The 19,699-nt window shown below is 40.8% G+C and carries 16 protein-coding genes; 5 read left to right on the plus strand and 11 right to left on the minus strand.

Annotation, left to right across the window (positions count from 1 at the left end):
• Positions 1 to 10: 10 nt before the first annotated feature.
• From IMPJCBKJ_RS14060 to IMPJCBKJ_RS14105, 10 genes are all read right to left on the minus strand, one after another.
• On the minus strand, positions 11 to 1,636 hold the full coding sequence (locus tag IMPJCBKJ_RS14060; protein WP_166340743.1) for a methyl-accepting chemotaxis protein: 1,626 nt from the start codon (positions 1,634 to 1,636) through the stop codon (positions 11 to 13).
• 194 nt (positions 1,637 to 1,830) lie between these two features.
• On the minus strand, positions 1,831 to 4,029 hold the full coding sequence (locus IMPJCBKJ_RS14065) for a DUF3300 domain-containing protein (RefSeq protein ID WP_166340744.1): 2,199 nt from the start codon (positions 4,027 to 4,029) through the stop codon (positions 1,831 to 1,833).
• 88 nt (positions 4,030 to 4,117) lie between these two features.
• The gene (locus tag IMPJCBKJ_RS14070) at positions 4,118 to 4,954 is read right to left on the minus strand and encodes a patatin family protein (RefSeq protein ID WP_166340745.1); all 837 of its coding nucleotides are present in this window, start codon (positions 4,952 to 4,954) and stop codon (positions 4,118 to 4,120) included.
• Between the two features lie 103 nt (positions 4,955 to 5,057).
• On the minus strand, positions 5,058 to 5,510 hold the full coding sequence (locus tag IMPJCBKJ_RS14075) for an activity regulator of membrane protease YbbK (protein ID WP_054553951.1): 453 nt from the start codon (positions 5,508 to 5,510) through the stop codon (positions 5,058 to 5,060).
• An 8-nt stretch (positions 5,511 to 5,518) separates the two neighbouring features.
• Positions 5,519 to 6,472, minus strand: coding sequence for a slipin family protein (locus IMPJCBKJ_RS14080; RefSeq protein WP_130052753.1), 954 nt, complete (start codon positions 6,470 to 6,472; stop codon positions 5,519 to 5,521).
• Between the two features lie 171 nt (positions 6,473 to 6,643).
• Positions 6,644 to 7,063, minus strand: coding sequence for a DUF1801 domain-containing protein (locus tag IMPJCBKJ_RS14085; protein ID WP_166340746.1), 420 nt, complete (start codon positions 7,061 to 7,063; stop codon positions 6,644 to 6,646).
• A gap of 19 nt (positions 7,064 to 7,082) precedes the next feature.
• Entirely contained in the window at positions 7,083 to 8,000 is a 918-nt protein-coding gene (locus IMPJCBKJ_RS14090) for a GGDEF domain-containing protein (protein ID WP_138599411.1), read from the minus strand.
• A 222-nt stretch (positions 8,001 to 8,222) separates the two neighbouring features.
• Positions 8,223 to 9,110 (minus strand): bile acid:sodium symporter family protein, encoded by an 888-nt coding sequence (locus IMPJCBKJ_RS14095; RefSeq protein WP_166340747.1) that lies wholly within the window; start codon positions 9,108 to 9,110, stop codon positions 8,223 to 8,225.
• A gap of 9 nt (positions 9,111 to 9,119) precedes the next feature.
• Complete coding sequence (locus IMPJCBKJ_RS14100; RefSeq protein WP_206004254.1) at positions 9,120 to 9,869, minus strand: class II aldolase/adducin family protein; 750 nt, start codon at positions 9,867 to 9,869, stop codon at positions 9,120 to 9,122.
• Between the two features lie 9 nt (positions 9,870 to 9,878).
• Positions 9,879 to 10,199: a DUF962 domain-containing protein gene (locus tag IMPJCBKJ_RS14105; RefSeq protein WP_054553946.1), complete on the minus strand. Its 321-nt coding sequence runs from the start codon at positions 10,197 to 10,199 to the stop codon at positions 9,879 to 9,881.
• Between the two features lie 97 nt (positions 10,200 to 10,296).
• Here IMPJCBKJ_RS14105 and IMPJCBKJ_RS14110 point away from each other — a divergent pair, with 97 nt between their 5' ends.
• Complete coding sequence (locus IMPJCBKJ_RS14110) at positions 10,297 to 11,244, plus strand: AraC family transcriptional regulator (protein WP_166340748.1); 948 nt, start codon at positions 10,297 to 10,299, stop codon at positions 11,242 to 11,244.
• 49 nt (positions 11,245 to 11,293) lie between these two features.
• On the opposite strand, the gene IMPJCBKJ_RS14115 is transcribed toward IMPJCBKJ_RS14110, so the two are convergent.
• Positions 11,294 to 13,474, minus strand: a complete 2,181-nt coding sequence (locus tag IMPJCBKJ_RS14115; RefSeq protein ID WP_166340749.1) for a TonB-dependent hemoglobin/transferrin/lactoferrin family receptor — start codon at positions 13,472 to 13,474, stop codon at positions 11,294 to 11,296.
• Between the two features lie 179 nt (positions 13,475 to 13,653).
• Between IMPJCBKJ_RS14115 and IMPJCBKJ_RS14120 the strand changes: the two genes are divergently transcribed.
• From IMPJCBKJ_RS14120 to IMPJCBKJ_RS14135, 4 genes are all read left to right on the plus strand, one after another.
• The gene (locus IMPJCBKJ_RS14120; protein ID WP_054554592.1) at positions 13,654 to 14,181 is read left to right on the plus strand and encodes a MotA/TolQ/ExbB proton channel family protein; all 528 of its coding nucleotides are present in this window, start codon (positions 13,654 to 13,656) and stop codon (positions 14,179 to 14,181) included.
• Position 14,182: 1 nt separating this feature from the next.
• The gene (locus tag IMPJCBKJ_RS14125) at positions 14,183 to 14,527 is read left to right on the plus strand and encodes a DUF2149 domain-containing protein (protein ID WP_054554591.1); all 345 of its coding nucleotides are present in this window, start codon (positions 14,183 to 14,185) and stop codon (positions 14,525 to 14,527) included.
• A complete protein-coding gene (cobN, locus tag IMPJCBKJ_RS14130; RefSeq protein WP_166340750.1) occupies positions 14,524 to 18,426 on the plus strand; it encodes a cobaltochelatase subunit CobN in 3,903 nt (1,300 codons plus the stop codon). Before IMPJCBKJ_RS14125 ends, cobN begins: the two co-directional genes overlap by 4 nt.
• 137 nt (positions 18,427 to 18,563) lie before the next feature.
• Positions 18,564 to 19,457: a cation diffusion facilitator family transporter gene (locus tag IMPJCBKJ_RS14135; RefSeq protein ID WP_054554589.1), complete on the plus strand. Its 894-nt coding sequence runs from the start codon at positions 18,564 to 18,566 to the stop codon at positions 19,455 to 19,457.
• The last annotated feature ends 242 nt before the right edge of the window (positions 19,458 to 19,699 follow it).

Consider the following 19,699-nt stretch of genomic DNA (forward strand, 5'->3'; position numbering starts at 1 on the left):
CAGTTGCCCATCATACTTTGAATACATGGACCTGTTGCTGTAATCGCGACGCTAATGAAGCTAATTCTTGACTTGCTTGAGCGTTTTGCTGCGAGCTTTCGCTAACTAGTGAAATACTACTGCTAAATTCATTTATATTACAACTAAGTTCGTTGGCAACGATTGTTTGCTCATCTGTTGCGGTAGAAACTTCGTTGTTCATATCGGCAATAAGTGCCATTTCTTGAGTGATTTCAGTCAGTAATTGTGATGAGCGTTCTGCGTATTCAACACTTTGTTTAGCACTTTCGTCGGCATTGCCCATGGCGGTCACTGCTTGCTGCGCCATTGCTTGTAGTTTACTGATCATTTCGTTAATACTCGCTGTGGCTTTTTGCGTGTTGTGCGCAAGCTGCCTTACTTCATCAGCCACCACAGCGAAACCGCGACCCGACTCACCTGCGCGTGCTGCTTCAATGGCCGCATTTAACGCAAGTAAATTGGTTTGTTCAGCAACCCCTTGAATCATCATTACCACTTGATTGATATCTGTTGATTGTGTATTTAACTCATTGATAAGTTGAGTATTGGTATTAACTATATGCGACAAGTGGTTAATTGCATCGATATTTTCTTGTACAGACTGTTGGCCAAGCTTCGCTGTCTTATCTGTGTGGGTGGCTTTTTCTGAAGTCGCAAGCGCATTAGCTGCAACTTGTTCAATAGCACTGCTCATTTGCGTAATAGCAGTAGCAATCATTGCCGATTGTTGTTCTTGTTCAGTGGCAGTGCTGGCAACTTGGTCGCTAATTGAGTTCATTTGCTCAGCGGCAGATGAGAGAGTAAGTGTTGCGCTGGTTACATCATTAACAAGAGCATGAATGCGCTCCATCATAGCGTTAAAGTGGTTTGCTGCCTGAGCTATCTCATCATTACCATGGGTTTTTGCGCGGAGCCGCAAATCAGCGTTTTCAGAGATTGAACCTATTGTTTCGCTTAGCGATAACAGAGGGTTGTGAATAGAACGATAAATAACAAAGGCAATAAACAACAAGATAATAATTAAAATAGTTATCGAAGCTGTCATTGCGATAGTGACTTGGGAAAAGTCTTTATCTGCCGCATTTTTAAATTTGTTGGCTTCATTGATCTGTAAATTAATCAGACCTTGATAACTTTCACTGAGAGGGTCAAACACGTCGTAAAGTTCTTTTACAAACACCTCATTAGGGATCGCTTTTAGCTGGTTACTGTTAACTTGGTTTAAAAACCTGCTAAGTTCACTTTCGACTACAGAGAGATTCTTTTCAACAATATTAACTAAGCGTTGTTCTTCGGAAGTGAGTTTTGTTGCTAAATAGCTTTTCCATTTATTGTCAGCAACATTCTTTGCGTTTTCAACTGCGGCTAGAAAGTCAGTTTTGGAGATTTGATCAGCGCGGTATTTATGAAATAAATCAACAATGTTAACAGCGTAATTGTCCGATACTGTTTTTATTTGCTCTAACGGAAGTACTCTGTCTCTATACAAACTATCAATTCCTTTGACCATATTAGACATCATCGACATCGTGAAAATAGATGTGATCACAAAAACAGCAACTGGTAACAAAGCTAAGACAGCTAATCTCGTACGAACAGTGTAGTTATTTAACATGAGCGAGCAAACTTTTGTAGGGACTTATTATTAAAACTAATAGAGAAATGGTTTTAAGCAAGTTTTTGCAATTGTTTGATGGGTTTTTCTTTTGATAGACCTCATTTAGTTAGTAAAGTCACCATATGCAGCCTTTATATTGTAGGCAACAAAGCCAATTTTCACGTTGGCTTTGTTTTGTTCCTATTTTTACATTAATGGCCGCGATTAGGCATTTGCCTTGGTATCTGTCTTTGTGTATTACGGCGCATTTGTTGACGCTGCATACCTTGCTGACGTGCTCTGTTCGCGCGATTTAATTGCTGCATACGATTTTGCTGCCTGTTTTGCATATGCTGACGCTGCTGTAATGCTTGTTTCGCTTTACTTTTATCTATGCTTTGCAATTTATTTTGCACTTGCTGGCGGTCAATGTTTTGTGCCCGATCTTTGATTTGTTGCTGTTTATCAGAAGGTATTGTTTGCCATTTTCCCTCAACACGTTGTTGCCATTTATCGGCATCATGCTTGAGCACGTTTCCATTTTTATCCGCAAACACGTTGTTTGCCTTATCGCGTTGGCTGATGGCGGTTTTTAAATCGCGTTTCACTTGCTGCTTTGAAGCTAGACGAGATTTACTTTTATCGCGTTTATAAATGTTATGTCTTGGCTGTTTATTAAGATGACCTGGTTTATGGCCGACATTAATCTTGTTACCAATATTGATGTTGCCATTATTAATAATAATAGGGCCGCGGTAACCACCGCCATACCAGCCATTACAGCAATGATAAGGTCGGTAATTTGTTGGCCAGCCGACATGCCAATTCATACCTAGATTCAAAAAGCCATTGCTCCAGCTCAAGCCAAACGACCAACCTGTCCAGTTGTTATAGCCAATATTAAAACCCCAAGTCGGTGGGCGAGGGTAGTAGTAGCCACCGCCCCAGTATGGCGGGTAATACCAACCCGTTCCATAAACTGGCACACCATAATAAGGGTATGACCACATGTAACCTGGGTAATAACCAACATACACCACCTCAGGAGTTGACTCGTAGATCTCGACGTAAGTGACGTTGTAAACGGGGGAGCTTGGAGGAATTTTTGCAATATCGTCTTTTGGAATGCTATCAGCAACAAGCCATGGTCCTTGGGCGGAGTTTGCTTTAAACCACACCGCATTATCGACTGCATAATATTTGCCTTTAATTTGCAGCACTTGTGCATCGGTATTAATAGCATAAGAAACTTGCGTGCCCGGGATACGTTCAAACTTAGGTTTGCCATCATAGTACACAGTTAAACTGGTATCTTTACGGCTGATAGCCGCTGTTTGCGGCACTTTTGCATCTAGTACAGCTTCGTCAGCTTCTTCTGTGCCGGCAACTGAAACTCTTAGACCAGCTAAATCTGATTCAGGTGGAATATTGGCAAAGCTTTCGGGTAGTTCGTCGCCGCGTACAAATGTCCACGGGCCTGTTTGTTGTTTTGCGCGATACCAGCGCCCAGATAACAAGACATACATGTTATTCGTTTGCATTTCACGTAGCCACGGGGTTTCAGTGTTAAACACATACATGAGCTCGCCACCGGTTAGACTTTTCCATTTAGCTGCGCCATCGGTGGCAATGAGCTCAGTGGGTTTAGTCGCCACGACTATAGCTGGTGGCGCACTAAGACCTGAACTTTCAGTATCTTTAGGGAGCATTTTTACAAGTTCGGTAGGCGGCGTTTGAGTGAATTCATAAGGCCCTTTGGCTTGTTTTGCCTGATACCAAAATTGCCCATCGGTGAGATAACAAAGTTTACTTTTACTATCTTTAATCACTGTCATGGCGGTGTTTAAAGCACGCTCATATTGGCTGTTTTCAACTTGACTAAACTTAGGTTCACCATCAAAACTCAGCAGTACCGACAGTTGCTCTTTGACTATAATCGTTGGAGGGTCGGTTTTTAATTGCGTTAAACTCTGCTCTGCTGCTTCTGCACTTTCAAGGCTGGCGGTGAGTTGCGAAAGCGAGGTTTCGAATTGGCTGGCTTTTATTGCTTCATTAACGACAGCAGTAAATTTTTGTTCTCCAGCATCTTTTGACTCAGGCCAGCGTACATCGGTGACTGTCATATTGCGAACGGTGACGGTATCGTTTTCGCGGTCAGTATCTAATTTAGCTCTAAACCAAAACACGCCGAACACTGCGTCATTACCTGAAGCCGAAAATGACATTGCTGCACGGGCTGTTAAAGTATTACCGTTTAGTTTCTCGGGTTGTGGCTGGTAAACAATGAGTGTGCCTTGGTTTGTTTTTACTTGTTGAGGCCACTCAATAGCTTTGCTAAAAAATGAACATAAACATAAAGAAGAGAGTATTAATACCCTGAAGGCAGTGATAAAAGGTAAGAAGAGTTTCATGGTCAATCCTTGGCTAACGTAACTCTTTAAAGTATAGCCAATGGCACCGAAAACGCTTGAAAACAGCGCCTATTTTTAAAGTGTTAGCTTAGGCGCCTTGAGTTAAAAATTGCGAGCCCGCATTTAAGCCCATTTCATAGCCTGCACTGAGTTTTTCAAATGATTTCGTTGTTCGACCAACAGCAAAGTCGGGTGGTGGTGCAATAATATTAATTTTACAATCGCTTGGTGGGTTGGCAATAAAATCAATACTTTGATTGTAATTTTCTGCACGTCTTAAGGTGGCTTCTGCTAATGCCGGGGTGTTCTTATAAAGACGTTTAACAAACCACGGCGCTTTTGAAGGCTTTTTCTTATAGCCAAGAGGCTGAGATAAAATCACGGTGATTTCTTTATTGCCCATTTCGTATGCTTTACGAATTGGAATCGAATCTGCCACGCCGCCATCAGTGAGTTGTAAATTATCGATAACGGGAAATTCTCGATAAGCAATGGGTAGTGCGCATGAGGCTTTTAATTGCTCTTCAAGAAGTGTTGTACTTGCTTTTAAATACTCAGCCTGACCAGTTTTTATATTGGTTGTGACAATATAAAACTCACTGGCTTGTTTTTCGAAAGTGTCGAGATCAAGGCGAATATCACGCATGGTTTCTTGCCACAGCCAGTCTAAATCAAATAGGTGGCCACCTCTAATAAATCGAACAAAGTCGATGAACTCAGGTCTGCAAGAGTAATCGGTGATCACCGCATGGTTACGTTTGTATTGTGCGCACAAATAAGCGGCAATGTTAGTGGCTCCGGCAGAAACACCATAGCATTGAGTAAAAGGTTGGTAATTAGCTTGAATAAAAGAATCCAGTACGCCAGTGGCAAAAATACCACGCATTGCGCCACCTTCTACAACGAGAGCCCTGTTATTGTTCATTTTCGCAACCTTGCTTGTAACCGTGAATGCTTCTAACCATAACAAACACGGTTACAAAACGAAATAGAGTTTTGACTCTAAGTGAAGTTTGACGCTAGCTGAGTTATATCGCCTCTACCCAAAGTACACCGACTTGTTTATCGGTGACTTTTACTGTGCTACCCGCTGCAATGGGAAAGTGACTTTTTAATTGCCATGTAATCCCCGAATACTGATGCGTGGTTAAACCTTTATCATCAACATCAGCGTTAACGACAAAGGTAAGTTCAGCAAAATCGCTATGTATTGGTGTTGTATCGGTTTTATCTTGCATGCGTTTGAGTGGTTTCCAAAGCACGAGTGCAAAACCAAGAGTAAACACGATATTGCTCCAAAGCGCGGTGGTGTAACTTGTATCAAGTAGGCCTATATTCATTAGTAAGCCACTGGCAAATAAAGATAAGCCTAAAAACAGTAATACATAAGTACTCATACCTAGTACAGCAACTTCAACAATGAGCGCGATAACACCAATAATCATCAGTGCTTCGGCTAAATGGGTATCTAAAAATGCCATTAGCTCACCTAACTTTGTTGCTTTTTATTCAAAGAGTTAATAATAGACATGCCTTGAGCTACAAGCGAGCTTGCATCTGTGCCACTCTCTGGCAGTAATACCACAGATGACTCACGAGCAATGGCTTCTTTAGCGGCAATGGCTTTAGTAGCAAGGTCAAGTTGAATTGCTTTTTGGCCTTGCTCTGTATCGGCGGCTTCACCTACTTTACGTAGTGCATCAGCTTGTGCTTCAGCAACGGCGATAATCGCTTTTGCTTCACCTTCAGCACGTAAAATTTGCTCTGCTTTTTCAGCTTCTGCTGCAAGAACTTGGGCTTGCTTTTTACCTTCTGCCACATTGATAGCAGACTGACGATCACCTTCTGATTCTAAAATTTGTGCACGTTTTACACGTTCTGCTTTCATTTGTGCTTCCATCGCTTCCATGACAGAGTTAGGTGGCACAATATCTTTAATCTCGTAACGTAAAACCTGAATACCCCAAGGCTCAGAAGCTTGGTTAATCGCGGTAACTATGTTGGTGTTTAACATGTCGCGCTCTTCAAAGGTTTTATCTAGCTCCATTTTGCCAAGCTCAGAGCGCATTGTTGTTTGTGATAGTTGAGTAACCGCAAACACATAGTCATCAACACCATACGTGGCTTTATAAGGGTCAAGCACACGGAAATACAGCACACCATCGACGATGAGCGAGATATTATCTTTCGTGATCGCAGACTGCGAAGGTACATCTTGCGCTTGTTCTTTTAAACTGCGATCAGCGGCTATACGGTCAATAAATGGCACAATAAAGTTTAAGCCCGCTTCTTTGGTTGAATGGTATTTACCAAAACGTTCGATTAACCAAGCACGGTTTTGTGGCACAAATTTAACGCTGCTTTTTAGTAGCACTAAAACAAAAATTAGAAGAAAGACTTCTACATTTAACAACAGGTCTAAAATGCTAGAAATGGGATCCATGTACTTTCCTTAGATACAATTAAAATTATTTTTCACAGCTCAGATTACCACCACAAAGCAAGCTGCGCCAATGATTTATAAGGCTAAATTAGCGAGTAATAGTAACAGCATATGTCACTACATTCAGAAAGCTATACATCAGATAGATAGATTTTAAGCAGTTTATAGCCATTAACTACATTGGTACTTTGCTCGCATATCTGCCACAACTTTAATTAAGAATTGCTCAAGCGCATTTAGGTCAATATCGCTGAGTTTATTAATGTAAAGGCATGATTTAGCGTGCTTTATTTTGCCTAGCGTTAAAAGTTCATCACTGAAAGTGCTAAACCCTTGCATTATATATAGGGTTAAATTGCTTTTTCGTGGTGAAAAGCCAGTCATCAACCAGTTGTATTCCCCTTTTGAGTTGCGATATCTGTAGTTACCAAAACCAATGATTGAGTCGCCCCACATGACGGGAGTTTGTTTGGTTACTTTACTAAATAGTTCGAGTAACACGTTTGCATCTGCCTTTCTGGTTGGATGTTCAATACGGCTAATAAATGTATCTACATTGGCATCATTGGGCTGTGTTTTTAATTCGCTCATTAAATTTTTGTCCTAAAAACTAACAATTAGCATGGTGAGGCAAAGTTCGTTTTATAAGGTACATTTTTTGGTCAGCTTGTGCGACAATTTCATTGGCCGATTTCTGAGTTCCAAAAAACATAGTAACCCCAACACTCGCAGAGCCGAAGTAATTGACATTTTGGTATATAAATTGGGTTTCAATTGCTGATTGTAGTTTATCGGCAACACGATGAGCGTTTTTTTTGGCGGCTTGTTCATCACGGCCAAGCCTTTCAAGCATGATTACGAATTCATCCCCGCCGATGCGCGCTAAACAGTCTTTGTCGCGAACGACCGCTTTCATCCTGTTAGCAACTTCTATAAGGTATGCATCTCCAATGAGATGACCATATTGGTCGTTTAACTCTTTAAACTTGTTAAGATCGATAAAGATGACAGCACCATAGTTTAGGTCTTGTTTACTAACTTGTAACGCAAGTGATAGGCGAGAATAAAAATATCGGCGGTTTAAGAGTTTTGTTAAAGGATCTGTAGATGCATCATAGAGGAGCTGTTTTTCAAGTTGTTTTCGTTCAGTAATATCTGTCGAAATACCTAAAATCCCAATAACCTTATTTGGCTCTGTGTCACAAAAAATTGGAGTTTTTACTTCCCAAAAAATATATTTGTTTCCATCAGGGAAATTTAACTCCACTTCTTCTCGGGTGCGCTCTCCTTTGATCACACGCGAATCGATTTTAGCTAGTTTCTTAACATCATTAAGCGCAAAAAAATCTTTATCGCTTTTGAATTGAAGTTCCTGTTCTGTGCACGCCAGTAGACTGAGTGTAAGTTTATTAGCATATACATAATGGGATAGTTCGTTTTTTATATAAACGTATGCAGGTACGTTATCAAGTGCAAACTTTAATTCAGCAATATGGACAGGCAATTTAGTGTTAGTAAGTTCGGCCACAATATGTCCTTATATGACAAGCCATAAATTGATAGTGAATGAAAAAATGCTATTAAACAAGACTGACCACAGTGTTAATCTGACAACTAATAATTTAGGTATAGTTTTGAAAAATAAATAGAAAGTTATTAGTTAAGATGGTTGATGAACTTTGTTATTACTTTTGGGGGATGTGCTCTTCATGCTAAAAACATCCTTGTTTTTAGTCATCACTTTTGGCTTTTAAGCTTTGTTGAGAATGGCAAGGTGCTTTGTATGATGCGCGCTAAATAAGCGACAAAAAATATAACCCGTTACAAACATTGATAAGCTATATGTTGCACCAGGTATTGCCATCGCGGCATTATTGATTAAGGTACTTGCAATTAAAATGGCAAGGGTGCCATTTTGTAGCCCAACTTCAACCGCAATGCTCATTTGTTGCTTGTGATCTAAGCCCGATATTTTTGCAAAAAACAGCCCAAGTAACAGCGTGCTGAGGTTTAATGTCAGCGTTGCAATGCCACTGGTCGCAAAAAAGCTCAGCATTTGGTCAGCATTTTTATGAATAATGCTAAGTACTATCACAATTAAGAATACACTCGAAAAACGACGTATAAAGGGTTCTATTTTCAAGCTCAAATGGGGTTTAAAGTGATTAAATACCATTCCTAAGCAAACAGGAAGTACCGTTATCATTAGCATTTGCACTATGGTTTTAATCACTGGCAAAGCGAATTCGTGGCCCGGCACACTCATTGTTTGCATGGCAAAATGCATAATTAGTGGCAAGGTAAACGGTGAGATAAATGTTGCTAGCGTTGTTAGACTTATTGACAGCGCAACATCCCCTTTGAATAAATAGGTATAGAGATTTGAAGTCACACCACCCGGGCAGCAAGCCACTAAGATCAGGCCTATAGCGAGCTCAGGGGTTAGGGTAAAACTCATTGCTATTAAAAACGCAACGCTTGGCAATAACAGTAGTTGGCAGCTTAAGCCTATTGAAAATGCTTTGGGGCTAATAAATAACGCCCCAAAGTCTTGCTTTTTAAGCCCTAACCCCATGCCAAACATGATGATAAATAGTGCTAAAGGCAGCACTATTTTAGTCATGATATCAATTTGCATGGTGTATCCTTATTGATCGTAACCCGGGCTTTTATTGTCGAGTAAGCGCAGCAGGGCAGGCCAAGCAATTGCGCCACCCAATCCCTTTGTAGCAACTTCAGTTTGCCCTTTGATACCCTCAATAATCGCGCTAGGTACTTGTACGAGGTGCTCGGTATTTTGTGAAGTACGAGTTTGTACAGCACATGCAGCTTCAAAAACATACATAAACAAAAATGCATCAGCGACCGTTTTACCCACAGTTAATAGGCCATGATTACGTAGCATTAAAAAGTTATTAGAACCTAGGTCATTCACTAAACGGTCTTGTTCTGCAGGATTAAGAGCAATGCCTTCGTAGTCGTGATAACCCAGACCTGAGTGCACAACAACAGCTTGCTGAGAGATAGGCAATAAGCCGTCTTTGTTGGCAGACACTGCCGTGCCATTGAGTGAGTGGGTGTGAATAACGCAATGGGCATCATCACGCGCCATATGAATACAGCTATGAATATTAAACCCCGCAGGATTAACTGGGTATTCGCTGTCATGCAGCTTATTACATTGTTGATCTACTTTGATAAGACTTGATGCGGTAATTTCGTGAAACATCATGCCATACGGGTTTATCAAAAACTCGTTGTCTGTGCCGGGAACGCGCATTGAAATATGGGTAAAAATTAAATCATCCCAGCCATATAAAGCCACTAGGCGATACGCGGCAGCGAGCTCAACACGGGCTTGCCATTCTTGTTCTGATACTGTGTGTTTCATGGTCATGGTGTTTTCCTAAAATGGTACTTTGCGAATAATAATGTCTTTAAACATCACCCAATCACCAATAAAGCTATAAAAAGGGTGTGTAAAAGTAGCGGGGCGATTTTTCTCAAAAAAGAAATGACCAACCCAAGCAAAGCCATAGCCCACAACAGGGCATAAAATTAACCAGCTATATTGCTGCTGATAAATAGCGGTAAACAAAATAGCCAAAACAACCCAACTGCCAAAGAAGTGTAAGCGTCGACAGACTTTATTTTTATGTTCTTGTAAGTAGTAAGGGTAAAACTCTTTAAAGCTCGCGAACTCGCGTTTACTTGCTACAGTGCCCATATTGTTGTCTCCGTTGTTAATTACAGGTTAACAATAGGCTTTTATTCTTTTATTTACTTGATAGTATAGGTCATTAAATTGTTTGTTTAGGACGCGCATGAGAACCTTATCAAGCTGGTGGCTTCGTGCTATGGCTGAGTCGTTTAAATGGCAGGGCTTACCAATTAATGAGTTGTTTGCAGCGGCAAATATTCCTTTAGCAGAATTAAGTAGCCAAACAGCCCGATACCCGCAAGCGAGTGTCAGTAAGCTTTGGAAGCAGGCGCAAGCGATGTTACCAAACACGCATTTAGGCCTTTATGTTGGCAGTAACATGAATGTACGGGCTATTCCGGTAGTAGGTATGGCTATTATTCAGTCAACACAGCTATTGAGTGCTTTTCGGTTGATATTGCGTTATCAAAAATTGATGGGAGATACCCATAATGTGTCTTTGATCGATCACGGTAGTGAGTATGAACTTCGTTTTAACTTTAGTGATGGTGAGCGGGATATGTCATTGCTAAGCTACGAAGCGCCCATGGCGTTTTGTGTAAAAATAGCGCGCACTGTAAAGGGAAAAGATTGGCACCCAACGCGAATTTGCTTGCAACGTAAAGAGCCTCATAGTGAGATTAATGCGCACTTTAATTGCAAAATTGAATACGGCGCTACGACCCATAGCCTATTTTTTAGCGAAAATACCGATAGTGAACCTGTGTTATCAAGCCAGATGAAACTGGTGACGCAAACGAATGTGACGCAGGTGCTGAGAATTTTACTTGAAGAGCATTTAATTCAAGGCCAAACCACCAGTAAAGCAATGGCAAAAGCACTTAATATGAGTGAAAAAACGCTGCAACGACGTCTTGCAAAAGAGGGCACAAATTTTAGTAAAGAATTGGCAAGATTAAGACAGCTAAAAAGTGTGTCATTGTTAAACGAAACAGACTTATCAGTCACAGAAATAGCCTTTTTATGTGGCTACTCTGAAATTAGTGCATTTCATCATGCATTTCATCGCTGGTATGGCATGTCGCCAAAAGTGTACAGGCAAAAAAGTTAATGCCATAAGTCGAGTGCATTGTTGCACTCGACAAAGTTTTAAAAACTAATTAGAAGCTATAACTAATGCTTGCAGAAATACTACGGCCAGAACTTTCGAGCCCTTCTAAGCTATCTGATGCAGAGTGGTTCGCAAGGCTGCCATGCTGATAATAAGTTTTGTCGAACAAGTTGCGAATAGCTAAGTTTAGATTAGCTTGACCAATGCTTGCTCGTGCTAACCAATCAACCGTACCATAGCCTGGTGTTTCGTAATTGCCTTCGTTCACTTTGGTCATTTTTTTAGCAAAGTTAACGATTAAATCACTACCAAATGTGTCACCTTGGAAGCTCACACCCAAGTTACCTGATAGAGGGTTGATTGAGCTGATGTATTCATCGGTTTCGTCATTTTTACCGTCTTGATAACTTGCATTCAAAAACACAGAAATAGCATCTGTTGCATAGTAAGTTGTTGAAAACTCTGCGCCTTTGATGGTTACTGAGTCAATGTTCTGATACTGATATTTATCGTGGATATATCCAAATGAGCCGTCGTCATTAAATACAGTTTCACGATCTATTAATTCGGTTGCTAAAAAGTCATCAAACTTATTGTGGAATACCGCTGCTGTAACAATAAAATCGCCTATGTGGCCACGTAAACCAAGCTCGAAAGTATCGCTTTTCTCTGGATCTAAATCATCCGCAGGTAATACTTCATAAATGTATTCAGCGGTAGGTTGGTTATAATGCTCAATGTAAGCTAGGTCATAAGCAGGTACTTTAAAGCCTTGCCCGTATTGCGCATAAGCGCTCAACATATCATTGATATAATATAAGCCACCTAAATTAAATGAGAGGTTGCTTTCATCAATTTTAGCGTATTCTTCACCATCTGTTTTTAAAGCGCCGTTTGGATCCATACTGTAATAATCAAAACGAACACCTGGCGTTACAACCAGTTTGTCGTTTAGTAATGAGATTTCGTCATTGATGAATAAACCAGCACGAAGAGTATCATTTTTAGGGAACTTATTGGTGGTATCGTCTTTGGTTGTTTCGCCTTCAACTTCACGATATTCATGCACAGTGCGTAAGCTTTCGGTTGTTTCAACATCAATACCATAACCAAGAGTGTGATGTTTATTTAAGGCTTTACTTGCATGGGAGATTAAACCATAGGTTGTTTGCTCGTAGGTGCCTGTTTTCCACATGTCACGCATTTCAACGGTACCAAACATTGGCGCATTGATGTCTAATAACGCATACTCTTGGTCGTCTTGGCGGTTATTAGTGTAGTAAAGGTTAAACTGAGCGCTATCCCATAAGCGATTGGCTGAATTATTGTTGTAACTAAAGCGATATGAGTCGCTGTCTTTTTCGGTTTGCGTGTTTTCGGTGGCAATATTGTAGCCATATTCTGCTAAGCCACGGAAATAGGTAAGTAGGCCATCAGCACTGTCGCCATTGACATCTTGGCGCCACAGATCAGCAGAGAAGTTAATGTAATCTTTATCGTTTATGTTGTATTTAAGTTTGTAAAGAAGGCTTTGTGAATCAATTTCGAATGGCGCATTGCTTTGGTGTTTATTTTGCTCTTCCTCGCCATCACGAGCGGTTACACTTAATAGGTGATCAAAGTTACCATGCTGAGCATACAGTGTTGCACCTAAACTGGTTTGATCATCTAAGTCGCTGTAACCTAATTTCACACGGCCGCCAAACTGCTCACCGTCTTGTAAATAGTCGCTTGCATCTTTAGTTGTAAACACCACGATTCCGCCCAGTGCATCTGAGCCATAAAGCGAAGATGCAGCACCCTTTGCTACTTCTACCTGCTTTAAAGTATCGGTATCAATAAAGCCACGACCCACAATATCGTTCAAGCCGTTTGCACCGTAGCCTTCGTTCATTCGCATGCCGTCTTTAATCATCAGAATACGATCAGAACCCATACCTCGTACTTGAATGTTTTGTGCACCGCCAACACGGCCAGTTACCTGAATACTTGGGTCATATAAGAATAATTGACTCATATCAGTAACAACTTGTTTTTCAATATCGTCACTTGTTATTACAGAAATACTCGCAGCAACATCTTTTAATGGTTTTTCAGTACGCGAGCCACTAACAACAATTACTTCTAAATCGTCAGCTTTGATTGATTCATCGGCAATGGTAGGTGTTGCAGAAGCTGCAAGAGTCGCAGCGATTAAAATGCGTAAAGAATGTGTTTTAGCTAGGCGCATTATTGGTTTCCTTAGGAGCTTTATATTATTTGTGTACAGAGAACTGTTTTATTTTTGCCAGAATAATACGCCTATTTTTATAAAGATCAATATAAATGCAAATTGTTCCTATTTGCATTATTGTAATGGTGTGTGTTTTCACGTACATTTGAGCCCGTCAAATTTACTGGGGCAATAATGTGAATATCCAAATAATCGAACAACTTATGGCTGATGTGTCAGCTCTTCTAATGGCACCTGTGATTTTAGTGATTGCAGTACTCTTTGTTTATGCGTTTTTCGCAGCAGGGAGGTTTGTATCTGAATATCTAATCAGAAGAAAAAATCAGCTTGCTTATCAGCGAGATATCGATACTAAAACGGCCACGAATTACAGAGGCTTTTATGTCCATAATTACTATGTAGCGAATCCAACTGCATCTGAGGATGAGCTTGAAGTGTTTGCGTTAAAACAACTAGAAGTACTTAGAGTTGTTACCCGTATTGCACCTATGCTTGGACTAATTGCGACGATGATCCCAATGGGACCTGCATTAAAAGCCCTTGCCGATGGCAACATTCAGGGGATCAGCGAAAATTTAATCATTGCCTTTGCAGCGGTTATTTGGGGCTTGGTTATTTCGACCCTAACGTTTTGGCCAGCTTCGGTTAAAAAACGTTGGTGCGCTCAAGAACTTATCAATATTCGTAAATTAAGAGGGCAATAACATGCGCTTTTTAGACGAAGATGAAGAGTTAAACCCAATTGTCAGTGCCGTTAATCTGGTTGATGTATTTCTGGTGATTATTGCTGCACTTCTTATTGCAATTGCACAAAACCCACTCAGCCCTTTTACTGCAGAAAACGTGACTGTTGTTAAAAATGCCGGTGAGCCAAATATGGAAGTAATTGTTAAAGAAGGCAAAGAAATTAAACAATATAAATCTAACGGTGAAATCGGTTCTGGCGAGGGCATGCGCGCTGGTGTGGCTTATAAAATGGCTGACGGTAGCTTTGTTTATGTCCCCGAAAGTGATGGCTCAGCAACGGGCAAACAAGAGAATACACAATGATAAGAATAATAACGTTTGCGCTGCTTTTATTCAGCGCACTGACTTCACATGCAGCACAAAAGCCTGAAGTACTTATAATGATGTCGGGTCATGTGGCTAAATCGAAAGGGGCATTGCTAACAAGCCTTGCTGAAGATCAACCGTTCACCTTTACTAATTTTAGTACTAAAGGCAAAACAGACGAAGAGATTAAACAAGCTTGGCAAAATGCCGAGCTGATTTTGTTGGATGGCATCAACCCTGCACTTTCAAAATATATGTTTGCTAAGTATCAGCCATATTTAACTGAGTACCCCAATGTGCCAGTGATCTCACTCGGTGATATGGAAAACTCAGCAATGAATAGCGGTTTATCTGAGCAGCAACATACTCACCTTGGCGGTTATTACAATAATGCCGGGCGCGATAATTACCGTAATATGATGCTTTATATTGCAAATGCCATTTTTAAACTCTCAGATGTGCCAGCAGAGCCAGTTAAAGTCATTCCAAACGTTGGTTTATATCATCCTGAGTTTGACGGCCATGTTAGTGCTGATGAAATGCAGTTTTTTAATTGGTTAGATGCTAAGCCAGCTCAACCAGTTATAGCGATAGCGATTCATCGTTCAGTCATTGATTACGAACAGCAACAAATAGTTGATGCATTAATTACAGGTCTTCAGAACAAAGGTGCGAAAGCATTGGCGTTTTTCTTTGAAGGCAATGACGAAGCACTAACTTACCCAGAGTTACTAAGTGATGAAACCGGTTCACGGGTAGATTTAATCATTAACTATCGTTCATTACACTATGTTGAAAAGCGTCGCGCAGAGTTTATGCAAATTGGTGTGCCTGTTATTCATGCACTTAACTATACCGAAGGCGATGAACAGGCTTTTAAAGAAGATCATGCGGGTGTATCACCAGCACTCACTCCGTTCTTTCTTGTAATGCCAGAAGATACGGGTAGCACCGACCCAATTATTATTGCCGCTAATGAAAAAGGCAGTAAGGTGGCAATGCAAGCGCAACTTAATGCGTTGGTTGAACGGGCATTTAATCATGCCAATTTAGCGCACATTAAAAACACAGATAAAAAAGTCGCCACTTTTATATGGAACTACCCGCCGGGTGAGAAGAATATTGGCGCTGCATTTTTAGATGTACCAAGTTCGATTGCTAACATCGCAAAAGCGATGAACGAAAAGGGTTACCAAGTAAAACAAACGGATACAGCCACGTTAGTTGAGCAAGCGGGTAAATTGCTTCGCCCTTATTATCGTGGTGAAGATGCTGAGGCCTTGGTAAAACTCGGACTCGCAGATTATTTACCGCTAAGTATCTATCAAACTTGGTTTGATAGCCTGCCTCAGGATGTCACTCAGCCAATTACTGATAAATATGGTCAACCAAGTGAAAGCGCTATGTTGCGTATGCACAATGGCGAAATGATGTTTGTCATTCCGCGCATGGAACTGGGTAACATGATTGTACTTCCTCAAGGTGTGCGTGGTGAAACGGCAAAGCAGCATGCTGCCCAGTATCACAGTACTAAATCGGTCATCAATCATAGTTATTTAGCTATTTATCTATACGCACGTGATGTTTTTAATGCTGATGCGGTGGTGCATTTAGGTACTCATGGTTCACAAGAGTGGCTAAGTGGTAAAGAGCGAGGCTTATCGGTTTATGATGCGCCAAACTTAGCGATAGGCAATATTCCTGTTTTCTATCCGTACATTATTGATAATGTCGGTGAAGCGATGCAGGCAAAGCGTCGTGGTCGTGCCACCATGATAAGTCACTTAACCCCAGGCTTTGCAAAAGCAGGGCTATACACTGAGGTGGCAAAATTAAACGAACTGATCACCAACTATTTAATGTTGGATGAAGGGCAAACAAAATCAAATACGCAGCAAGAAATAATTAAGCTTGCTAAGCAATTGAATATGTTAAAAGACCTCGATCTTGATGAAGCTACTTTAGCTGCTCAATTTGCTGACAAGATTACCGTCTTACAAGATCACTTGAACACACTGGCACAGATGAGCCAGCCGCTGGGAGTTCATATTTTTGGTGAGCTACCAATCAATGCCCATCTTTACAGTACTATTTTGCAAATGCTTGGTGATGATTTCACTAAACAAGCAGGTGAATTTGAGCGAGAAATAGGTATTGCTATTGGCGAGTCTGAACGTGAAGACGAACGTAAGGTTGTAAAGTTAGAGGCATTAGAAGGATTTCAGTTACTAGCGCGAGTGCTGGGTGAAAATAGTAACTTAGCCATCCCTGAGTCGTTACAAAGTGATATTGCGACAGCAAAAGAGTACTGGCAAAACTTTCACAAAAGTGAAGAAATCACCGGTTTGCTAAATGGTTTAAATGGTCAGTATATACCAGTAAGCCACGGTAATGACCCTATTCGTAATCCGGCGGCTGTACCAACAGGTCGAAACTTAATTGGCTTTAACCCAGCGAAAGTACCTTCAAAAGAAGCTTATCAGGCTGGGGTTAAGATGCTTGAACAAACTGTACAGCAGTATCAAGCGGAACATGGCCGCTACCCACAGAAGCTTGCTTTTTCACTTTGGTCACTTGAAACAATGCGTCATCAAGGTGCGTTAGAAGCACAAATTCTCCATGCAATGGGGATAAAGCCGAAGTGGAATAATCAGGGCAACATTGTTGGCACTGAAGTGATCCCATACTCAGAGCTTGGCAGGCCACGTATTGATGTAGTGGTTTCTGCGACAGGCTTGTACCGTGATGCATTTCCTAATGTCATGCTTTGGATTGCCGAGGCAATAGATAAAGTGGCAAAGATGAAAGAAGACAATAACTTTGTTTATCGTCACTCAATGACCCTCAAGCAAACATTATTAGACGAAGGTAAAAGTGAAGAAGATGCAGATTACTTATCTTCTGTGCGTATTTTCTCTAATGAAAGTGGTGCATACGGTACAGGGCTTGCGGGAGGAGCGCTTGACTCTGATAGCTGGGAAAATGATAGTAAGCTAGCTAATTTGTATTTAGATCGAATGGGCTTTGGTTTTGGTAAAGATGAGGCTCGCTGGAGCGAAAATTTATCAGAAACAGGGCTATACAAAAAGGTGTTGTCGGGCACTGATGGGGTGGTGTTTTCTCGTTCAAGTAACCTTTATGCACTCATGACAAATGATGATCCGTTCCAATACTTTGGTGGCATCGGCCTAGCGGTTCGTAATATTGATGGTAAAACACCACAAATGTATGTCTCTAATTTGCGCCGTAAGGGGCAGGAGAAAATTCAAACTTTAGATCAGTTTATCAGTAACGAGATGCGCAGTCGTTATTTCCACCCTCGTTGGATTAAAGCGATGCAAGACTCAGGTTATGCTGGGGCTACCGCTATTTTAGACCGTATGAATAACATGTGGGGCTGGGAAGTTATGACCCCCGACGCGGTAAGAGATGATCAATGGCAAGAATTCTTTGAAGTGTATGTTGATGATAAATACGATATGCAAATGCGCGAATTCTTTGAGCAACATAACGCTGAAGCATTAGCACAAATCATTGAGCGAATGTTAGAGGCTGTTCGCAAAGGTTATTGGCAAGCTGATGCCGAGACACTGAAGAAAATGCTTGAAACCTACACTGAAATTGCTAATCAACATGATGTAGTTACAGACAATGAAATATTTACCGAATTCGTAAAAGAGCAAAATGCAGGCTTTGGCCTTGCTCCTTTAGTACCTGGGCAAGCGGCACCAGAACTTGCTAACAGTGTAAGTTCAGCTAGCCAGCAAGTGAGTGGCCAAAAACTCGAACAGGTTGAACAAGGTAAACAGACAGAGTCTGACTATACATTATGGTGGCTATTAGGCGGGATTTTCTTTACTGGAATGATTAGCCCCTTTATAAGAGTGAAACAATAGCATTACCTTACAAAAGGCGGTCGAGGCTAGGTTTTTGGCCGCCTTTCATAACTTTTTAGTGCGTTTAGCCGCGTCACGTATTACAATTGCGACTTTATATCATTTCCATCTCCAGCGAATAGGTTTTCCACTTCTTCATGACAGATATTACAACACATCAAGCTTCTAGACGCCGCTTGTTAATTGCTTTAGCCATAACGTGCTCGTTTATGGTTATTCAGATCATTGGTGCCTATTATTCTAATTCGCTTGCTGTACTTGCTGATGCTGGGCATTTGTTTGTTCATAACAGTTCTTTATTTATTGCACTCATTGCTTCAAGCATGGCGATTTACTTTGCAAAAAACTTTAACGATGGTTACCAACGAGCTGAACTGACCGGTGGCTTGATCAATGGTGTTTTGTACTTAAGCATTAGCTTAGTTATTCTTTACGAAGGTGGAGAACGTTATTTCCATCACAGTGATGGGCATGAACTACAAATCAATAGCTATTTGATGTCAGTTATATCTGCTATTGGATTTTTGTTTCATGGCGCAGCTGCATGGGTTTTGTATAAAGGGCGTAAGGCAAGTATTAATGTATATGCGGTATTTCTCCATTCGTTCTTTGACTTAATTTCGACAGTTTCTACTTTCTTTGCTGGAATTTTAATCTACTTAACCGGGTGGGCAGAAATCGATATTATTTCGAGTATGCTCATAGCGATCTTTGTATTGTTCACTGGGGTTAAAGTGATTATTCGCTGTATTAAAGGGTTACTGGAAAACCGTAGTAAGCTTCCTGATGTAGCAGCTATTGAGCAAAGTATTGCATCAATAGAACACGTTCAAAATGTGCATAATGTAACGGTAATGCGCCAAGACAAAGATATTGTTGTGGGAGCACATGTGGTGTTAAAGCAGCATTGTACCGTGGAAAAGCATGATGAGGCGTGTCGACTTAAAGTAGAACAGCTATTGCTTTCACGCTTTAAAGTAAACAAAAGTGTTTTACAAATCGAAAGTCATGAATGCCATTATGTTAATTAAAGTGGCAAAATGTTTAATTTTCTTTTAATTTAAAGGTATCGCTAGGGTGTTAGGATGCCTTTTTTGCTACAAAATAAGCCATTTTATATTAACTTTTTAGCTGCGCTGTTGCTTGGTTGCATTGCAGGTCTAGTTAATTTATTGCCAGTATTTTTTTTGGATAGCTCTGAGTTTCTGCTTGGGCAATTTTTTGTCATTTTAAGCCTGCTTTTACTCGGTTGGCGCTATGCAATTATCACCTT

The organism is Pseudoalteromonas sp. MB47 (assembly GCF_011319765.1).
In the GTDB taxonomy this organism is placed as follows: domain Bacteria; phylum Pseudomonadota; class Gammaproteobacteria; order Enterobacterales; family Alteromonadaceae; genus Pseudoalteromonas; species Pseudoalteromonas simplex.

Excerpts from the sequence above, each read along its gene's own strand:
- IMPJCBKJ_RS14060 (WP_166340743.1), bottom strand. The coding sequence starts at position 1,636 with ATGTTAAATAACTACACTGTTCGTACGAGATTAGCTGTCTTAGCTTTG.
- IMPJCBKJ_RS14065 (WP_166340744.1), bottom strand. The coding sequence starts at position 4,029 with ATGAAACTCTTCTTACCTTTTATCACTGCCTTCAGGGTATTAATACTC.
- IMPJCBKJ_RS14070 (WP_166340745.1), bottom strand. The coding sequence starts at position 4,954 with ATGAACAATAACAGGGCTCTCGTTGTAGAAGGTGGCGCAATGCGTGGT.
- IMPJCBKJ_RS14075 (WP_054553951.1), bottom strand. The coding sequence starts at position 5,510 with ATGGCATTTTTAGATACCCATTTAGCCGAAGCACTGATGATTATTGGT.
- IMPJCBKJ_RS14080 (WP_130052753.1), bottom strand. The coding sequence starts at position 6,472 with ATGGATCCCATTTCTAGCATTTTAGACCTGTTGTTAAATGTAGAAGTC.
- IMPJCBKJ_RS14085 (WP_166340746.1), bottom strand. The coding sequence starts at position 7,063 with ATGAGCGAATTAAAAACACAGCCCAATGATGCCAATGTAGATACATTT.
- IMPJCBKJ_RS14095 (WP_166340747.1), bottom strand. The coding sequence starts at position 9,110 with ATGCAAATTGATATCATGACTAAAATAGTGCTGCCTTTAGCACTATTT.
- IMPJCBKJ_RS14100 (WP_206004254.1), bottom strand. The coding sequence starts at position 9,869 with ATGACCATGAAACACACAGTATCAGAACAAGAATGGCAAGCCCGTGTT.
- IMPJCBKJ_RS14105 (WP_054553946.1), bottom strand. The coding sequence starts at position 10,199 with ATGGGCACTGTAGCAAGTAAACGCGAGTTCGCGAGCTTTAAAGAGTTT.
- IMPJCBKJ_RS14110 (WP_166340748.1), top strand. The coding sequence starts at position 10,297 with ATGAGAACCTTATCAAGCTGGTGGCTTCGTGCTATGGCTGAGTCGTTT.
- IMPJCBKJ_RS14115 (WP_166340749.1), bottom strand. The coding sequence starts at position 13,474 with ATGCGCCTAGCTAAAACACATTCTTTACGCATTTTAATCGCTGCGACT.
- IMPJCBKJ_RS14125 (WP_054554591.1), top strand. The coding sequence starts at position 14,183 with ATGCGCTTTTTAGACGAAGATGAAGAGTTAAACCCAATTGTCAGTGCC.
- cobN (WP_166340750.1), top strand. The coding sequence starts at position 14,524 with ATGATAAGAATAATAACGTTTGCGCTGCTTTTATTCAGCGCACTGACT.
- IMPJCBKJ_RS14135 (WP_054554589.1), top strand. The coding sequence starts at position 18,564 with ATGACAGATATTACAACACATCAAGCTTCTAGACGCCGCTTGTTAATT.